This window comes from Streptomyces sp. NPDC050264 (assembly GCF_040655895.1).
GTDB lineage: Bacteria > Actinomycetota > Actinomycetes > Streptomycetales > Streptomycetaceae > Streptomyces.
Map to the genome: position 1 here is coordinate 279,561 of NZ_JBFAKV010000003.1, position 15,529 is coordinate 295,089.

General features: G+C 71.1%; 9 protein-coding genes and 1 pseudogene. 4 read left to right on the forward strand and 6 right to left on the reverse strand.

The genetic code is table 11. From position 1 onward, the window contains the following. Positions 1-17: 17 nt before the first annotated feature. Positions 18-2,114 (reverse strand): PhoX family phosphatase, encoded by a 2,097-nt coding sequence (locus AB0J02_RS06455; protein WP_363192433.1) that lies wholly within the window; start codon positions 2,112-2,114, stop codon positions 18-20. A 235-nt stretch (positions 2,115-2,349) separates the two neighbouring features. Between AB0J02_RS06455 and AB0J02_RS06460 the strand changes: the two genes are divergently transcribed. The 3 genes and pseudogenes from AB0J02_RS06460 to AB0J02_RS06470 form a co-directional block, all read left to right on the forward strand. Next, entirely contained in the window at positions 2,350-4,911 is a 2,562-nt protein-coding gene (locus AB0J02_RS06460) for a VWA domain-containing protein (RefSeq protein WP_363192434.1), read from the forward strand. Between the two features lie 154 nt (positions 4,912-5,065). Beyond that, complete coding sequence (gene metG / locus AB0J02_RS06465; protein WP_363192435.1) at positions 5,066-6,790, forward strand: methionine--tRNA ligase; 1,725 nt, start codon at positions 5,066-5,068, stop codon at positions 6,788-6,790. A 127-nt stretch (positions 6,791-6,917) separates the two neighbouring features. Beyond that, positions 6,918-7,442: pseudogene (locus AB0J02_RS06470) on the forward strand (response regulator transcription factor); the annotation flags it as partial. Here the strand turns inward: AB0J02_RS06470 and AB0J02_RS06475 are convergent. Beyond that, the gene (locus tag AB0J02_RS06475; RefSeq protein ID WP_363192436.1) at positions 7,439-8,392 is read right to left on the reverse strand and encodes an intradiol ring-cleavage dioxygenase; all 954 of its coding nucleotides are present in this window, start codon (positions 8,390-8,392) and stop codon (positions 7,439-7,441) included. The pseudogene AB0J02_RS06470 and the gene AB0J02_RS06475 sit on opposite strands and share 4 nt — an antisense overlap. Positions 8,393-8,539: 147 nt before the next feature. Beyond that, complete coding sequence (aspS, locus tag AB0J02_RS06480; protein ID WP_363192437.1) at positions 8,540-10,306, reverse strand: aspartate--tRNA ligase; 1,767 nt, start codon at positions 10,304-10,306, stop codon at positions 8,540-8,542. 137 nt (positions 10,307-10,443) lie between these two features. On the opposite strand from aspS, the gene AB0J02_RS06485 reads away from it, so the two are divergent. After that, the gene (locus AB0J02_RS06485) at positions 10,444-12,636 is read left to right on the forward strand and encodes a SpoIIE family protein phosphatase (protein ID WP_363192438.1); all 2,193 of its coding nucleotides are present in this window, start codon (positions 10,444-10,446) and stop codon (positions 12,634-12,636) included. Here AB0J02_RS06485 and AB0J02_RS06490 read toward each other — a convergent pair. From AB0J02_RS06490 to AB0J02_RS06500, 3 genes are all read right to left on the reverse strand, one after another. Next, positions 12,540-13,661, reverse strand: coding sequence for an AI-2E family transporter (locus AB0J02_RS06490; protein ID WP_363192439.1), 1,122 nt, complete (start codon positions 13,659-13,661; stop codon positions 12,540-12,542). The genes AB0J02_RS06485 and AB0J02_RS06490 overlap by 97 nt on opposite strands. Before the next feature lie 132 nt (positions 13,662-13,793). Continuing rightward, on the reverse strand, positions 13,794-14,759 hold the full coding sequence (locus tag AB0J02_RS06495) for a pirin family protein (RefSeq protein WP_363192440.1): 966 nt from the start codon (positions 14,757-14,759) through the stop codon (positions 13,794-13,796). 128 nt (positions 14,760-14,887) lie between these two features. Beyond that, on the reverse strand, positions 14,888-15,355 hold the full coding sequence (locus tag AB0J02_RS06500) for an SseB family protein (protein WP_363192441.1): 468 nt from the start codon (positions 15,353-15,355) through the stop codon (positions 14,888-14,890). Between the last annotated feature and the right edge of the window lie 174 nt (positions 15,356-15,529).

The following is a 15,529-nucleotide window of genomic DNA, read 5'->3' on the forward strand; positions in this document are numbered from 1 at the left end:
CCGCTCGCGGGCCGCTTCTAGACGCCGATGTCGCGGCCGTCCTCACGCCACACGGAGACCACGGACGGCCGCACGATGCGGCCGGGGCCGTCCGGCCAGGCGCTCGCGGGCTTCTCCACGGAGGCGCCGTCGACCTCGCCCGGGTGCTGCACGGCGACGATCACCCGCCGGTCCTGTACCAGCGGACCGCAGGTCTCGGCGCCGGTCGGCATGGTCAGGAACTGCTTCAGCTCGCCGCGCCGCTCACCCCGGGTGGCGACCCCGAACAGGCCGTCGTGCGAGCCGAGTTGATTGCCGTCGGTGGAGATCCACAGGTTGCCGTGCGGGTCGAAGGCGACGTTGTCGGGGCAGGAGATGGGGCTGACCTTCTCCTTCGGGAACCCGGCGAAGTACGTGGCGGGGTCGTCCGGATCACCGGCGACCAGGAACAGCGACCATCCGAAGGTCGTCGCCTCGGCCCGGCCCCGGCGCTCGGTCAGCTCCAGGATCTGCCCGTGCTTGTTGAGGTTGCGCGGGTTGGCCTCATCGGCGCCGGCCTTGCCCGCCTTGCCGCGGTCGGTGTTGTTGGTGAGCGCGACGTACACCTTGCCGGTGCGCGGCGACGGCTCGATGTCCTCGGGCCGGTCCATCTTGGTGGCGCCCACCGCGTCGCCCGCGAACCGCGTGAAGAGGTACACCTCGTCGGCGCTCATGCCGTCGACGTGCGAGACGGCACGGCCGTGCGCATGGGCGGTGGCCAGCGGAATCCACGTACCGCCGCCGTCGAACCCACCGTCGGAGGGCAGCTTCCCGGACCCGTCGATCTCGGCGGCCGGCGAGTTGCCGTGCAGCTTGGCGACGTACAGGGTGCCCTCGTCGAGGAGGGTGAGGTTGTGCTCGTGCGCGGCGCGCGAATGACCCTTGGCGACGCGCTTGCTGCTCACGAACTTGTAGAAGTAGTCGAAGCGCTCGTCGTCGCCCATGTAGACGACGGGCCGCCCGTCGTCGGTCAGCCGCGGCTGGGCGGCCTCGTGCTTGAAGCGGCCGAGAGCGGTGCGCTTGCGGGGTGTGGACCGCGGGTCGTACGGGTCGAGTTCGACGACCCAGCCGAACCGGTTGATCTCGTTCGGCTCCTTGGTGAGGTCGAAGCGCTCGTCGAACCGTTCCCACTTGCGCTCGGAGGCGCCGCCGCCGACCCCGTACCGCTTGAGGCGGGCGGCGACGACCGGGTCGGTCACGTCGGCGGCATGCGCGAAGTACTGGTTGAAATTCTCCTCCCCGTGGAGCGTGGTGCCCCAAGGGGTGGTGCCGCCCGAGCAGTTGTTGAGGGTGCCGAGGACGGTGGTGCCGCGCGGGTCCGCCTCCGTACGGACGTGAGCGCTGCCCGCGACGGGCCCGGTGAGGCGGAAGGGGCTGGTGGCGGTGAGCCGCCGGTTGAGCTGATGACGCGGAACGGCGCTCAGCGCACCGCTCCTCCTGGCCTCCTCCACCACGACGACGGAGAGACCGTGCGCGGCCCAGGCCACCTCGACCTGCGCGCGCGTGGGGTTCTCCGGGTCGTACCCCCGGAACATCAGGATCTCGTCCGTGTACTCGTGATTGGCGACGAGCACCTGACGGTTCTGCCCACCGTGCTCCCCGCGCAGCGGAAGCAGGCTCAGGAAGTCGTTGTTGTACCCGAACTGCCCGGCCTGGGCCTTGCCGCTCAGCTTCTCCGGGTCGAAGGAGGGGGCGCCGCGCAGGATCGGTTCGCCCCAGCGGATGACGACGTTCTGGGCGTGACCGCGGGGAATCGTGACGGTGTCGGCGGTGTTCGGCGCGACGGGCGCGAACCGCAGCCCGCGCGCTCCGCTCTCACCCTTCTTGTACGTGGCCGGGGTGGCGGCCTGCGCGGTCTGCGTGCCGGCGCCGACGACGGCCGGGCCCGCGGCGGCCGCGACAGTCACCACGGCGGCGGCGCGCAGCATCGAACGGCGGCTGAGAGCACCGGCGATGACATCGCCGACGTACTCGTTGTCGCTGGTGTTCGGCACCTCGTGGAAACAGGCGTCACCACACCGGAACCGGCACGTCAGTGCCGAACGTCCCCCGGCGTGACCCCCGTTGACCGTGACCAGCGGCAGCGTTTTGCGCACGCTTTTCCTCCCCTTTGCGATTCGTATGGGCGTGACGCTAGGGGCGTACGGGTGCGTGCGGGAGGACGTCGAATGAACGCGGGGTGAACCTGTCCGGGGAGGGCGGCAGTTGCCCGCGCGGCCGATCGGACCGACCCTTCCCAAGATCACGCTCGGTGGCGGCTAACCTTACGTGTCCGCCCTGGCCAGGGGTTCCAGGGACTTTGGGGACCAACTCATGCGGAAGGTTGCGCACATGGGCATTCTGGATCTGCTGCGGAACGCGTTCGGGCGGTCCCGGAAGCGGGACACGGAAGCCGCTGCCGCGGAGGAGCAGGAGGTCACGCTGCCGGCACCATCGCCGGAACCGGCCCCCTCCGCCTCCGCCACCACGGAGAAGCCGAAGGTTCCCGGGCCGTCGAAGGGCGAGGCGGACGATCTGGTGGCGGCGGCGTTCGACAACGTGGCCGTACCGAAGCCGTCCCGCCCGGTAGGCAGAGAACGCGTGGCTTCCGCCCCGGACCCGGACACGACGGAGCCCGGCACGGGCGCGGAGCATCCGGTCGCGCCGGTCACGTCTGAGCAGGCGGCGGAGGCAGAGGTGCCGGGCAAGGTGGAAGCCCCGGCTGAGCAGGTAACAGGGACCGAGGTTCCGGTCGAGGCGGAAGCCCCTGCTGAGTCGGAGACCCCGGCGGAGACCAAGACTGCGGGCAGGACCGCAGCCGCGGCGAAGTCGAAGACCGCGGAGAAGGCCGAGGCCTCTGCCAAGGCATCGGCGAAGACCGAGGCGGATGGCGAGGCCGAGAGCCCCGCCAAGACCGAGGCCGCGGCTGAGCCGGAGACCCCGAAGACCAAGACCGCAGGCAAGACCGAGGCCACCACGAAGACCGAGGCCGAGGCCACGGCCGAGCCATCGGCGAAGACCGAAGCGGACGCCGACGCCGAGAACCCCGCCAAGACCGAGACCACGGCTGACTCGGAGATCCCGAAGACCAAGACCGCGGCCACGAGCCCGGCCGGGACGAAGACCGAGGCCGAGGCCACGGCCGAGCCATCGGCGAAGACCGAGGCGGATGGCGAGGCCGAGAGCCCCGCCAAGACCGAGGCCGCAGCTGAGCCGGAGACCCCGAAGACCAAGACCCCAGGCAAGACCGAGGCCCCGGCCGGGACGAAGGCTGCGGGCAAAGCCGCGGTCGCGGCGAAGACCACGCTGCCGACCGAGGACGAAACCCCGGCCGGGGCCGAGGTGAAGAGCACGGTTCCAGCAGAGGCCGACGCCTCCGCGAAGACCGAAGCCGTGACCGGGGCGCCGGCCACGAAGAACGCCAAGACCCCGGCGAACTCCAGGGCCACGACCAGGACCACCGCCCCGGCGAAGCCGAAGTCCAAGGCTGCCGGAAAGGCCGGGGCCCCGGCCGAGCCGTCGGCGGAGACCGAGGCGGACGCCGAGAGCCCGGCGAAGACGAAGGCGGCAGGCAAGGCCGCGGCCGTTGAGGCGCAGAAGGAAACTTCGGCCGAGACTGAGGCCCCCGCGAAGACCAGGGCCGCAGGCAAGACCGCGGCCACCACGAAGACCGAGGCCGAGGCCACGGCCGAGCCATCGGCGAAGACCGAGGCGGACGCCGACGCCGAGAGCCCCGCCAAGACCGAGGCCGCCGCTGAGTCGGAGACCCCGAAGACCAAGACCGCGGCCACGAGCCCGGCCGGGACGAAGGCTGCGGCGAAGACCACGGTTCCGGCAGAGGTCGACGCCCCCGCGAAGACCGAGGCCACGACCAGGGCCACTACCCCGGCGAAGCCGAAGTCCAAGGCCGAGGTACCGGCCGAGGCCGAGGCCGGAAGCCCGGCGAAGGACAAGGGCAAGGCCGCGGCCGACGCCCCCGCGCAGACCGAGAGCCCGGCGGAGCCGAAGGCGGAGCCGAAGGCGGACGCCGCTTCGACCGCCGCTGCGGCGAAGGCCGAGGCCGAGGCGCCGCGCAAGACCAAGGCCGCGAGCCCCGTGGAAGCTGAGGTCCCCGCCCAGGCGGAGGCCCCGGCCGAAACCGGGGTGCCGGCGAAGCGGAAGGCTCCGGCCAAGGAAAAGGCAGCCGCCAAGGCGGACACGGAGCTGGTCGCCGCCAAGGCCTCCACCCCGCCCGCCGAAGGCAAGCGCGCAGCTCACGACCTCGATGACGTGAAGACCCGCGCCCCGGGTCTCGTCGCCGCCTACAAGGCCGCCGGGGACGCGCTGAAGGCGCGGGACCTGGCCGGGGCCCGGGCCACGGTGTACCTCGTGCTCGACCGGTCCGGGTCCATGCGCCCGTACTACAAGGACGGCTCGGCGAACGGCCTGGCGGAGCAGACGCTCGCCCTCGCCGCCCACCTCGACGACCGCGAGACCCCCACCGTCCACACGGTGTTCTTCTCGACGGACATCGACGCGACCGGCGACCTCGCCCTCGACGACACGTACGAGGGCAGGATCGACGAGTGGCACGGCGCGGCCGGCCGGATGGGCCGCACCAGTTACCACCGCGCCGTCGAGGAGATCGTGGCGCACCACGAGAAGAGCGCGGACCCGACGGCCCCGGCCCTGGTCGTCTTCCAGACGGACGGCCCGCCGGACACCCAGCGCCCGGCGACTGAGGCCCTGGCGAAGGCGGCGAGCCGCCCGCTGTTCTTCCAGTTCGTCGCGTTCGGCGAGCACGACGCCAAGGGCTTCGACTACCTGCGCAAGCTGAAGGCGGACAACGCCGCCTTCTTCCACGCGGGCCCGACCCCGCGCGAGCTGACCGACGCCGAGCTGTACGAGGGCGTGCTGGCGGCCTGGCGCCCGTAACCCCCGCACGCCCCCAGTCACGTACCACCATGGCCGTCCGCGCAGTAAAACACCGCGCGGGCGGCCACCCCATGTCGGATACGATTTCTAGATTCCGCAGCCGAAACCCGTCACTGCGCGCAACAACATCGTCACGACTTGGGAGCAGCCCCCGATGGCTCGACACCTCATCACCAGCGCCCTTCCGTACATCAACGGGATCAAGCACCTGGGCAACATGGTGGGGTCCATGCTCCCGGCCGACGTGTACGCCCGTTACCTGCGTCAGCGCGGCCACGACGTCCTGTACATCTGTGCGACGGACGAGCACGGCACCCCTGCCGAGCTGGCCGCGAAGGAGCGGGGCCTGCCGGTCGCCGAGTTCTGCGCGCAGGCGCACGACGCGCAGAAGGCGGTCTACGACGGGTTCGCGCTCGCCTTCGACCACTTCGGCCGCTCGTCCTCCCCGCAGAACGCGGAGCTGACCCAGCACTTCGCCCGCCGGCTGAACGAGAACGGGTTCATCGAGGAGCGCGCCATCCGGCAGGTGTACTCGCCCGCCGACGGCCGTTTCCTCCCGGACCGCTACGTCGAGGGCACGTGCCCGCACTGCGGCTACGACAAGGCGCGCGGCGACCAGTGCGAGAACTGCACCCGCGTGCTCGACCCCACCGACCTGATCGAGCCGCGTTCCGCGATCTCGGGCTCCACCGAGCTGGAGATCCGCGAGACCAAGCACCTGTTCCTGCTCCAGTCGAACCTGCAGGGCGAGGTCGAGGCGTGGATCGACGAGGTCGCCGACGAGTGGCCGCAGCTGTCCTCCTCGATCGCCCGCAAGTGGCTGACCGAGGGCCTGAACGACCGCGCGATCACCCGTGACCTGGACTGGGGTGTCCCGGTCCCGGCCGACACCTGGCCGGAGCTGGCGGCCGACGGCAAGGTCTTCTACGTGTGGTTCGACGCCCCGATCGAGTACATCGGGTCGACGAAGGAGTGGGCCGACGAGGACCCGGCGAACCGCGACTGGAAGTCGTGGTGGTTCGAGCCCGACGGTGCCTCGGACGTCCGGTACACGGAGTTCATGGCGAAGGACAACGTGCCGTTCCACAGCGTGATGTTCCCGGCCACCGAGATGGGCATCCGGGAGCCGTGGAAGAAGGTCGACTATCTCAAGGCCTTCAACTGGCTGACGTACTACGGCGGCAAGTTCTCCACCTCGCAGAAGCGCGGCGTCTTCACCGACCAGGCCCTGGCGATCCTCCCGGCCGACTACTGGCGCTACTTCCTCATCGCCAACGCCCCGGAGTCGGACGACTCGTCGTTCACCTGGGAGCACTTCACGGCGACGGTGAACAAGGACCTGGCCGACACCCTCGGCAACTTCGTCAACCGGGTCCTGTCCTTCTCCCGCAAGCGTTTCGGCGACGACGTCCCGGCGGGCGGCACGCCCGGCGAGGCGGAGTCGAGGCTGGGCGAGCAGATCGCCGAGCTCCTCGCCGACTACGAGACCCAGATGGAGGCGCTCCAGTTCCGCAAGGCCGCGGCCGCGCTGCGCGCCCTGTGGTCCGCGGGCAACTCCTACCTGGAGGAGAAGGCCCCCTGGCTGGAGATCAAGACGGACCCGGAGGGCGCCGCCCTGACCCTCCGTACGGCGATGAACCTGATCCACCTGTACTCGGTGGTCTCCGAGCCGTTCATCCCGTCGTCCGCGGCCGCGATGCGCGCCGCGTTCACCCTGGCCGACGACACCCGCAACTGGGTGAGCGCCGACGAGGCGAAGGCGCTCACCACGGTCCCCGCGGGTACCGCCTTCACCGTCCCGCCGGTCCTCTTCGCGAAGATCACCGACGAGGACCTGGAGTCGTACAAGGAGCGCTTCGGCGGCGAGCCCGCCGCCTGACGCGACCGGGCGCTACGCGTCGCGGACGCGCAGCGCCCCACCCAGCCGGCGGCCAGTGCCGCGGCGGCGTATCGGGCGAGCACCGTGATACCCGCCGCGGGGCCCAGCGGCGCCGTCCCCGGCCCGCCCGGACCTGGTCCTGATGGACGTCCGTATGCCCGGCATGGACGGCATCGAGGCGACCCGGCGGATCACCCGGGACCTGCCGGGCACCCGCATCGTGATGCTGACGACGTTCGACCTCGACGAGTACGTGTACGACGCGCTCGCCGCCGGTGCCAGCGGCTTCCTGCTCAAGGACATGCTCGCCGAGCGGCTCTTCGAGGCGGTCCGGATCGTCGCCGCGGGCGAGGCGCCGCGGGCGCCGACGGTGACCCGCCGGCTGATCGCGGAGTTCGCCCGCCTGCGCCCGCGTTCCGTGCCCCGACAGGCCCTCGCGACCGACACGTTGACCCCGCGCGAGCGTGAGGTGCTGCGTCTGATCGCCGAGGGCCTGTCGAACCAGGAGATCGCGGCACGCCTGGTGGTCGGCGGCGAGACGGTGAAGACCCATGTCAGCCGGATCCTCGCCGAGCCGGGCGTGCGCGACCGGGCGCAGGCGGTGGTGGCGGCGTACGAATCCGGCCTGGTCGTGCCGCGCTCCGGCCTTTAGGAGGCGGAGGGTGAGGGCGAGCCGGTCACCCAGTCCTGTCCCTCGTTGGTCTCGTCCGGGTCCACGCCGACCGTGATGGTCGCGACGACGCCGCGCGCGATGTCGTCCTTCTTGTAGCGCAGCCGCAGCAGTCCGCCGCTGATCCCGTTCTGGTCGTAGATGGTGTCCTCGGTGAGCGTGGTGCGCTCGGTGGTGCTGGTGGAGTACGGCTCGGCCTCGGCGGAGGCGAGGACCGCGGCCTCGTCGAAGAAGAACTGGCCGGTGTGGCAGGTGTGCCCGCCCTCGTACCCGGTCTCGGTCAGTTTCCCGCCGACGTGCACCTTGGTGTGGATGTGCACGGCCCGGCCGCGGTACCAGCCGGGGAAGACGGTCCTGAAGTCTACGTGGCCGTGTGCGTCGGTGAGCCAGGTGCCGCGCAGGTAGCGGTTGTCGTCGGTGGGGTCGGTCTTGCCGGGGCCCCCGCCGCCGGGCGGGCCGGTGGGCGCGTCCGTGGGGATGCCGGTGGGGGTACCGGTCGGGGTGCCGCCGGGCTCTCCGCCGGGGCCGCCCGGGCCGCCGGGTCCGCCCTGGGACGCGTCCTCGTACCCGGAGTAGATGCCGAGCGCGTCGCAGTGCCAGATGTCGACGGCGGCGTGCTTGAGCGGACGGCAGGTGTCGCTGTCGATCACCTTGACGCGCAGGGCCAGGGGGATGCCCTCCCGGTCCTCGGTGACGTTCCGGCGGATCTTGTCGGCGTCGATGTAGTACGGGCCCTCGGTGGTCTCCGCCGTGAGCCGGTAGCACTCCTCCCGCGCGGGGCCGGCGCCACCGCCCTTCCCGGGCTGTCCGGCGAAGGCGACTCCGCCCCCGACGGTCACCGCCGCGAGCGCCGCGCCCCCGGCGGCAACGACCTTACGACGTGTCAACTCACCTGTGTGCGCGGCCTCTTGGGGTTGTTCGTCATCCGTCATGGGCGAGGAACCTAGGGGCGGATGCTGTCGACGAGATGGGTGAGAGCTGTGTGTTCCCTGAGAAACGGCGAGCACGGCACAAACGGCTGAAACGCGCGGGGCCCGGAACCGATGGACGGTTCCGGGCCCCGCGTCGTGCGGTCGGCGCTACTTCTTCTCGACGGGCTTGCGCAGCTGGATGTTGAGCTCGCGCAGGCGCGACTCGTCCAGCTCGGTGGGCGCGCCCATCATCAGGTCCTGCGCGTTGCCGTTCAGCGGGAAGCCGATGGTCTCCCGGATGTTCGGCTCGTCGGCGAGGAGCATGACGATGCGGTCGACGCCCGGGGCGATCCCGCCGTGCGGCGGGGCGCCGAAGCGGAACGCGCGGAGCATGCCCGCGAACTCGGCCTCGACGGTGTCACGGTCGTAGCCGGCGATCTCGAAGGCCTTGAGCATGATCTCGGGCTCGTGGTTACGGATCGCGCCGGAGGACAGCTCCGTGCCGTTGCAGACGATGTCGTACTGCCACGCCAGGATGGACAGCGGGTCCTTCTCCTCCAGGTCCCGCATACCGCCCTGCGGCATGGAGAACGGGTTGTGGGAGAAGTCGATCTTCCCAGTGTCCTCGTCCTTCTCGTACATCGGGAAGTCGACGATCCAGCAGAACCGGAAGACGCCCTCCTCGAAGTGCCCGGCGCGCTTGGCGGCCTCGACGCGGACCGCGCTCATGATCTTGGAGACCTCGTCGAACTCGCCCGCGCCGAAGAACACGGCGTGACCGGCCTTGAGGCCGAGGCGGTCGGTCAGGACCTTGATGTTGTCCTCGGTGAGGAACTTGGCGATCGGGCCGGCGAACGCGCCGTCCTCGCCGACGCGGATCCAGGCCAGGCCCTTGGCGCCCTGCTCGACGGCGTAGTCACCCAGGCCGTCGAAGAACTTGCGGGACTGCGAGGCGGTGTCCGGCACCGGCAGCGCGCGCACGTGCTTGCCCGCGAACGCCTTGAACTCCGAGCCCTCGAACACGTCGGTGATGTCGACGAGCTCCAGCTTGGCGCGCAGGTCCGGCTTGTCGTTGCCGTACTTCAGCATCGACTCGCGGAACGGGATCCGCGGGAACGGGCTGGTGACCTCGCGGCCGCCGCCGAACTCCGTGAAGATCTCCGTCATGAGCTTCTCGATGGGCCGGAAGACGTCTTCCTGCTCGACGAAGCTCATCTCGATGTCGAGCTGGTAGAACTCGCCCGGCGAACGGTCCGCCCGCGCGTCCTCGTCGCGGAAGCACGGCGCGATCTGGAAGTAGCGGTCGAAGCCGGAGATCATCAGCAGCTGCTTGAACTGCTGCGGCGCCTGCGGCAGGGCATAGAACTTGCCCGGGTTGAGGCGGGAGGGGACGACGAAGTCACGGGCGCCCTCGGGGGAGGTCGCGGTGAGGATCGGCGTCGCCATCTCGTTGAATCCGAGGTTGACCATCTTCGAGCGGATCGAGGCGATCACGGCGCTGCGCAGCATGATGTTGCGGTGCATGCGCTCGCGGCGCAGGTCCAGGAAGCGGTACTCCAGGCGGCGCTCCTCGCCGACCCCGTCGTCCTGGTTGATCTGGAACGGGAGCTGCTGGGCGGCGCCGAGCACCTCGATCTCCGCGGCCTCGATCTCGATCTCGCCGGTGGGCAGCTCCGGGTTGACGTTGTCCGCGCCACGGGAGACGACCTTGCCGTCGACGCGGACGACCGTCTCCTTCGTCAGCTTGTCGAGGACCTCGGCGGCCTTGGTGCCGGGGCGGGCGACGAGCTGCGTGATGCCGTAGTGGTCACGGAGATCGATGAAGAGGATGCCGCCCAGGTCTCGGCGATTGTGCAGCCAGCCGCTCAGCCGGACGTCGGTGTCGACGTCAGAGGCGCGGAGCTCGCCGCAGGTGTGGGACCTGTACCGATGCATCGTCGTTCATCCAGCCTTTGCGTTTCGGGGTTCCCGGGGAGACAACCCGGATCTCCCCAAGGGTACCGGCCGCCCCAAGATCGCTTTGCGAATAGTCTCGGTGGCCGTATGCGTTCACCTCTTCTTAGAGTGGGGCCATGCGCACTGGTGAGCCCCTCCCGCCGGTGGAGGACGTCCTCGCCGCTCTCGCGACCGGCCTGTGGCGGTGGGACAACCGGGCAGGCCTCGTCACCTTCGACGTGGAGGCCGCCCGGCTGATAGGGATGCCCTCGCCCGACGGGAAGCCGGTCACCCTGACGGAGTCGGGGGTCCGGGCCCGTTTCCACCCGGTCGACTGGAACGAGATCGACGGCGTCGTCCAGCTCGCCGTCGCCGAGGGCACCCTCGCCGAGGCCCGCCTGCGCATCATGGACGAGCGCGGGCACGTCATCCGTACCGTGCGCAGCCGCTCCAGGCCGGTACTGCACGGAGACAGCCCGGACTCCTACGAACTGATCGGCACCCTCCAGGAGGTCGCCGAGCCCGGACCGGGCGCCGCCTCCCGCACCCCGCTGACCGGCGACTGGCGGCGCTCCCGCGAGGCGTTCCTGCTGGACGCGGGAAGGGCGCTCGCCGAGGCCGGGTCGACGGAGGAGGTGCTGCGGGTCGCCGCGGGCCTGTCGATGCCGGGATTCTCGCCGGACGGGCTCGTGGTGTTCGGCGTCGCGGGCGACCGGCTCACCATCATCGGCCACCACGGCCAGCAGACGGACGCCGTGAGCCCCTTCACCGACATGGACCTGGCCACGGACTATCCGGCGGCCGAGGTCGTGCGCACCGGGCGCGCGGTCTATCTGTCGTCGCCGGACGAGTACCACCACCGCTATCCGGCGGTCTGGCCGCTGGCGGCACGGTTCGAGCGGCAGTCCTGGGCGTTCCTGCCGCTGATCGTCGCGGGCCGCACGATCGGCGCGTGGATGGCGGGCTTCGCCTACCCGGTGTCGTTCACCCCCGACGAACGCTCGGTCCTGACGACGGTCGCGCGCATGCTGGCGCAGGCACTGTCCCGAGCCGTGGTCACCGAGTCCGAGCGCGAGCTGACGGACGGCCTGCAGCAGTCGATGCTGCCGAACCTCGGCCCCGAGATCCCCGGGATGAGCGTCGCGGCACGCTACGTCCCGACCGGCGGCGGCCTCCAGGTGGGCGGCGACTGGTACGACATGATCCCGCTGCCCACCGGCCGGATCGCCCTGGCCATCGGCGACGTCCAGGGCCACGACGTGCGCGCCGCGGGCCTGATGGGTCAGCTCCGCATCGCCCTGCGCGCCTACGCCTCCGAGGGGCACCGCCCGGACGGGGTCCTCTCCCGCGCCTCGCGCTTCCTGCACGGCATCAACGACACCGCCCGCGGCGAGAACTCGGCGGACCCGCGCTTCGCGACCTGCCTGTACGTCGAGGCCGACCCGGCGACCGGCGTCCTGGAGATCGCCCGCGCCGGGCACCCGGACCCCGCCATACGCATGGCCGACGGCACGGTCCTGATGCGGCCCACCGCCGGGGGACTGCCGCTCGGCATCGACCCGGACGCGGACTACCCCATGACCCGGCTCGTCCTGGAGCCCGGCGAGACGCTGCTGCTCTGCACCGACGGCCTGATCGAGACCGGCGGGCACGACCTCGACACCGGCTGGGCCCGGCTGCGCAAGACGCTGGAGACGGGCCCCGCCGACACGCTGGAGGAGCTGGCCGACGCCCTCGTGCAGGCCGTGCACGGCCCCTCCTCGCACCACAGCACGGGCCCGCTCGCCGACCGCCGCGAGGACGACATAGCGCTGCTGCTCCTACGGCGTACGCACCTGTCGACCGCACCCTCCTCCGCCCGCCGTATGGCGATGACGATCGCGCAGGCCGAGCCGGAGCGGATCGCGGCCGCCCGTCAGCAGCTGCGGGAGCTGCTGCACGACTGGGCCGACGACGACCAGGTCGATTCGGCGGTGCTGCTCGTCTCCGAGATGGCCACGAACGTCCTGGTGCACACCGACGGCGACGCGCTCATGGTCGCCGAGGTCGCCAGGAGCTCCGAGGGCCCGCGCCGGCTGCGCGTGGAGGTCGCGGACGCCTCGGACGACCTGCCGCACAAGCGCCGGCCCGGTGAGCTCGCCTCCTCGGGGCGGGGTCTCGTCCTGATGGAACTGCTCGCGCAGCGGTGGGGCGTGGACCCGCAGGGCAACGGCAAGTGCATCTGGTTCGAGCTCTACGAGCCGTCCGGGCTGGACGAGCCGCCCGCGGCCGAGGAGGACCCGGCGGCTGTTTCACGTGAAACAGAGCCCCCGGCCCCTCCGGTCCCGTAGCGGCCGCGCAGTTCGCTCACGATGCCGAACGCGGCCGCGGTCAGCGGCACCGCGAGCAGCATGCCGAGGATGCCGGCGACGGAGGCGCCGCCCGTGATGGCGAGCAGCACCACCGCCGGGTGCATCTGCACCGTGCGGGACTGGATCATCGGCTGGAGCACGTGCCCTTCGAGCACCTGCACCGCGAGCACCACGCCGAGCGCCCACAGGGCGATGACGAACCCCCGGTCGGCGAGGGCGACGAGGACGGCGACCGCGCCGGAGATGAAGGCCCCGAGGTAGGGGATGTAGGCGCCGACGAAGACCAGGGCCGCGAGGCCGACCGCGCCGGGGACGCCCAGGATGAGCAGGCCGACGCCGATGCAGGTGGCGTCGATGAGGGCGATGAGCGTGGTGCCGTGCATGAAGCCGGCGATCGAGTTGAAGGAGCGGCGGGCGATGGCTTCCAGGGTCTCGCCGCTGCCCGGCGCGGCCTGCCGCAGGGCCACCCGGAAGCGCCCGGCGTCCCGCAGGAAGAAGAAGCAGAGCAGCAGCGCGAGGACGGCCATGGCCACCACCTCGCCGACGACGCTGAGCCCGCTGAGCACCCCGGACGCCGCGCTGCCGCCGTACTTCTTGAGCAGGTCCTGGGCGTTGTCGGCGAGGTGGTCGAGGTCGAGCGCGCCGGTGCCGAACCGGTCGGAGAGGTCGGCGGCGGCCTGCTTCACGGAGGCCACGATCTGGTCCCCGGTGTCGATGAGCGCCGCGACCACGATGTATCCGGCGCCCCCGACGACGACCAGGATCACCGCGCAGGTGAGGCCCGCCGCGAGCGACTGCTGCACCTTGGCGCGGCGCAGGGCGAGGTGGACGGGGCGCAGCAGGGCCGTGCCGAGCAGGGCGAGCAGCACCGGCACGACGGCCGTCTTGAGTTCGACGCACAGCCGGATCCCGACCCAGGCGACACCGGCGGCGAGCAGTACCACCAGACACCAGGCGGCGACGCGGCGGGCGGGTTCGGGCAGGAGCTGCGTAGGGGGCTGCACCCGGCCACCCGATCATGACCTGGGAATCCTCACCCGCCGGGCGGGTCCAGGTGGGTGATGGGGCGTCATATATGGGTGACGGCCCGCCGGGTGCAGAATCGGCGGGCCGTCACGATCAGGGGCGCACACGCATCACGTGTGCGGCAGGCGCTCCTTGGTGGGGACGACGCCCAGGCGGCCCGCCTGGAAGTCGTCGAAGGCCTGCTGGAGTTCGGCCTTGGTGTTCATCACGAACGGGCCGTAGTGCGCCATGGGTTCACGGATCGGCCGGCCGCCGAGGATGACGACCTCCAGGTCCGGTTCGTTGCCGTCCTGGGCCTCGTCGGCCCGCACGGTCAGGGACGAGCCCGCGCCGAAGACGGCGGTCTGGCCCTTGTGGACCGGGCGCCGGTCGGGGCCGACGGTGCCGCGGCCCGCGAGCACGTACACGAGGCCGTTGTAGTCCTCGCGCCAGGGCAGGGTCGCCTCGGCGCCGGGGCGGACGGTGGCGTGCACCATCGTGATCGGCGTGTGCGTGATGCCGGGGCCCTCGTGGCCGTCGAACTCGCCGGCGATGACGCGCAGCAGCGCGCCGCCGTCGGCCGTGGTGAGCAGCTTGACCTGGCCACCGCGGATGTCCTGGTAGCGGGGGTTCTGCATCTTGTCCTTGGCGGGCAGGTTCACCCACAGCTGCAGGCCGTGGAAGAGGCCGCCGGACATGACGAGGGACTCCGGCGGCGCCTCGATGTGCAGCAGGCCGGAGCCCGCCGTCATCCACTGGGTGTCGCCGTTGGTGATGGTGCCGCCACCACCGTTGGAGTCCTGGTGGATGAAGGTGCCGTCGATGATGTACGTCACGGTCTCGAAGCCGCGGTGCGGGTGCCAGGGCGTGCCCTTGGGCTCTCCCGGCGCGTACTCCACCTCACCCATCTGGTCCATCATGATGAACGGGTCGAGGTGCCGGTAGTTGATCCCGGCGAAGGCGCGGCGCACCGGGAAGCCTTCTCCCTCGAAGCCACCGGGCGCGGTCGTCACGGTGAGCACGGGTCGTGCCACGGCATCCGCCGGCGCGGCCACACGGGGCAGGGTCAGCGGGTTCTCGACGGTCACAGCGGGCATTTTGGGGACCTCCTTGGCGTCCTCGTGCCTCGACTTTAGTTGAACGTAGAACTTTCTGCCAGTCCGAACGCCGAACGCCCGGAGGGAATTCCCTCCGGGCGTTCGGTGGTGTCGGCGAAATCCGCAGGTCAGCCGTACATACGGCGCATCGCGAAGTCGACCATCTGCTCGACCGCCTTCGCGTCGAAGACCATCCGGTGCTCGCCCTCCATGTCGAGGACGAAGCCGTACCCGGTGGGCAGCAGGTCGATCACCTCGGCGCCGGTGATGACGAAGTACTTGGACTCCTTGCCCGCGTACCGGCGCAGCTCCTTGAGCGTGGTGAACATCGGGATCACCGGCTGCTGGGTGTTGTGCAGCGCGAGGAAGCCCGGGTTGTCACCGCGCGGGCAGTAGACCTTCGACGACGCGAAGATCTGCTGGAAGTCCTCGGCGGACATCGAGCCGGTGGTGAACGCGCGGACCGCGTCGGCGAGCGAGGGCGGCGACGGCTCCGGGTACAGCGGCGGCGCCTGCTGCCCGTACCCGCCCTGCTGCGGCGGCGCGTACTGCTGCCCGCCAGCGGCTCCCCCGGCGTGCTGCTCGTATCCGTACATGGGGGCAAGAGTACCGAGGGGCCGCGGGGCGGTGGACCGGGTCGCCGAACCGGCGGCGGGGCGGCGGAAGTTGCCGTCGGGGTTCTTGCGCGGGACGGGGGCGCGGGAGGAGTCTCGGGACGCGGCACCGGGTCCGGTGCGGGGGTGCCTTCGTCACACTTGGCCCGCTGGGGG